The organism is Deinococcus pimensis DSM 21231, from assembly GCF_000519345.1.
Lineage (GTDB): Bacteria > Deinococcota > Deinococci > Deinococcales > Deinococcaceae > Deinococcus_A > Deinococcus_A pimensis.
The window spans coordinates 1-2,988 of the sequence record NZ_KI912651.1; the positions used below are offsets into that span (position 1 = coordinate 1).

Annotated in this window: 4 protein-coding genes; all 4 read right to left on the reverse strand. The window is 74.4% G+C overall.

The features are described 5' to 3' along the window. Nucleotides 1–806, reverse strand: an 806-nt coding sequence (locus tag DEIPI_RS37860) for a primosomal protein N' family DNA-binding protein (protein ID WP_045234357.1), incomplete at its 3' end; no start/stop codon positions are given. Next, nucleotides 807–1,763 (reverse strand): tRNA (guanine(46)-N(7))-methyltransferase TrmB, encoded by a 957-nt coding sequence (gene trmB / locus DEIPI_RS0114195; RefSeq protein WP_027482201.1) that lies wholly within the window; start codon nt 1,761–1,763, stop codon nt 807–809. After that, on the reverse strand, nt 1,760–2,500 hold the full coding sequence (locus DEIPI_RS0114200) for an FAD-dependent oxidoreductase (RefSeq protein WP_027482202.1): 741 nt from the start codon (nt 2,498–2,500) through the stop codon (nt 1,760–1,762). The genes trmB and DEIPI_RS0114200 overlap by 4 nt, the downstream gene beginning before the upstream one ends. A 73-nt stretch (nt 2,501–2,573) precedes the next feature. Further along, the coding region (locus DEIPI_RS31220; RefSeq protein ID WP_281173220.1) for a sulfurtransferase at nt 2,574–2,988 on the reverse strand (415 nt) is incomplete at its 5' end.

The following is a 2,988-nucleotide window of genomic DNA, read 5'->3' on the forward strand; positions in this document are numbered from 1 at the left end:
CGGTGCCGCTGCGACGGACGCCCGCCGTGCAGCCGCCACTCCTCCGCCTCGGGCAGGCGGTCCAGCGTGGGACGCGGCGGCTCGCCCGCGTCGGGAAGCTCCGGCGGAGGCGCGGGCACCTCCACCCGCTCGGCCCAGCCGCGCGTCGTCACGGCCGTCACGACGGACGTGGACGACCCCGACGCCGACGCCCACGCCGAGAGGCTCTCGGCGGGCCCGTGCTCCCGCAGCCACGCCCACGCCGCCGCCTGCTTCGGCGTGAGGGGGGAGGCGCCCTCCTCGCGCGCCCGCACGACCGTCGCGGTGCGCGCCCGCACGGTCACCTCCTCGTCGAGGAGGCCCTGCGCGCGGACCGCGTCGAGCGTGGCGGCGGTCCAGCGCGCGCCGTCCGACCACTCGGCCGTGGGCACGTCCTCACCGAACGCCGAGAGGTCCGCGCCCTGCACCGCCCGCACCCGGTGCGTCAGCGCGGGCTCCAGCCCGACGCACACGAGGTCGCTCAGCAGCAGGCCCAGCGGCACGCGCGACAGGCGCGACTCCTCCGCGAGCGCGCCCACGAACGCCGCGCTCACCCACGGCCCGTCGTCCAGCAGGCCCACCGCGTCCCGCAATCGGTGCCCCGCCTCACGGCCCGCGCCCACCACGATCCCGACGCGCAGATCGCCCTGCCACGGCACCACCACCCGGCACCCCACGGGCACGGGGCCCGCGAAGCCGAGCGGCACGCCGAAATCGTACGGCGGGATCGGCAGCGGCAGCGCCACGGACCACGCCGTCACCAGGGGAGGAGCGGAAGCGTCCGTCATTCAGTACGCACGGTGCGAGACGGTCGCGCCCCGACCCTCGAGCAGCGTCGTCACGGCCTCCACCGCGCCCTTGAGGCCCGGCGTGACGATCGGCCCGCCGAAGCGCTCCAGCCGCACGAGCGAACTGCCGTCCTCGCGGCGCGTGACGCTCACGAGCGCCTCCTGCGTCAGGTCGCGCTCCTCCACGTGCGCGAGCAGCGCCCACTGGTCACGCGTGGCGTGACGGAACGCGTCGAGCAGCACGACCGTGAACGCGGGCGTGCGCGCGACGGTCTTCTCGAAGTCGCCGAGATGAAAATCGGGGGGCAGGGTGACGATGGCGTGCGGCACGTTCTCTCCTTCGTTCTGTACGTCCAGACCCGACACGTTCGGGTGACGCGTCACGCGCAGACGCGCGTGGTTGACCATGAGGCCCAGCTCCTGCCACTTCAGGGCGTACTTCGTGCGCAGCGCCGCCGCCGGGGGAGACGCCTCGAGCGCCTCGAACGCCTGCGTGCGCGCCGCGTGCTCCAGCGCGAAGCCGAAGTACTCCTCGTGATCCGTCGTGATCCACACCTCGCCGCCCTCACGCAGGCGGCTCGCGGCGAGCTCGAAGAACTCCTCGCGCAGCAGACGGTGCTCCTCGTGGCCCGCCTTCGGCCAGGGGTCCGGGAAGTTCACCACGATCCGCGACAGCGACCGGGGCGCGACCACGCCGCGCAGCAGGGTCATCGCGGGCATCTTCGTGAGGTGCGCGTTCCCCAGCCCCGCCGCGCGCAGACGCCGCTGCGCCTTCAGCAGGCTCACACCGCTCAGCTCCACCCCGAGGTAGTTCACGCCGGGCTCGAGCGGGCCCTGCTCGGCCCAGAAACGCCCGTCCCCGAAGCCGATCTCCAGCACCACGTCCCCGTCCGGATTCTCCGGGAAGAGCCGCGCGCCCGAGTCCGGGAAGCGGAAGTCCGACAGACGCAGGATCACGCCAGCACCCCCGCGAGGCGCGAGCCCGCCTCCACCGCCGAGGCGTACGTCACGTCACCCGGCGTGCAGCGGCCCACCGCGAACACGTGCGGCCAGCGCCGAAGCGCGAAGCCGTCCAGTTCGGAGGGCGCCAGCGTCAGGTAGCGCACCGCGTACGGCAACGCGCCGCCCGCGCCCGACTCGCCCGCCCAGACGTCCTCGCGCTCCTCGAAGGTCACGCCGCGCGCCGCGAGATCGTCCGCGAGGAAGTCGTACGCGACCTCCGTCAGGCGGCCCGCCTCCTCCTCGACCGTCCCGGCGCGCAGACGCCCCCGCAGGAAGCTCCCCACCGCCAGCACCACCGCGTCCGCCGAGAGCGATGGACCCTCCCAGGTGAGCAGCCGATGCGGCGCGTCCCCCACGGCGGGCTCCAGGGACGACACGCACGACTGCAGCAGGTGCACGCCGCTCTGCGCCTCCAGACGCCCCTTCACCTCCCGGTGGAGCGCCCAGGGCGTCTCGTCGGGAGAGACGGCGCGGCGCGCCTCCTCCATCAGGGAAGACGGCGGGAAGGGACCCGGCACGCGCGCGTGGAACAGGTTCGCGACGCTGTCCAGCGACTGCGTCACGAGCAGCACGTCACGGCCCGCGCGGGCCAGGCGCGACGCGACCTCGCAACCCGCGAGGCCCGCGCCGACGACGGCCACGTCGTAACGGTGGCCGGGCTGAGGGAAGGAACGGGGAACGTGGGCGAACATCCGGCGCTCAGTCTAGAAGAACCGCTCACGCGGCGGTCACCGCTGGCTCACTTGACATGAGGGACCGCGCCCACTATGAGGCCGGCGTCTCCCCGTCCCGACCTGTCGCGACCGGACGCGCGTCGTCGCTCACCCAGTCGCTCCACGAGCCCGCGTACAGCCGCGCGCTCCTCCCCAGCGGACGGCCCGCCAGCTCCAGTGACAGCAGGTTCACCGCCGCACTCACCCCGGAGCCGCAGTACAGCACCGCGTCCCGCCCCTCCACCACCGCGAGCCGCTCGCGCTGCCGCTCGGGCGGCAGGAAGCGCCCGTCCGCACCGAGCGCGCCCGACCAGTCCACGTTCCGCGCGCCCGGAATGTGCCCCGCCTTCGGGTCCAGCGGCTCCACCTCCCCCGCGAAGCGCGCCGCCACGCGCGAATCGAGGAGCACCACCTCCGGCGGCAGCGCCCCCACCTCCCCGGCACTCGCGAGCAGATCGTCACGCACC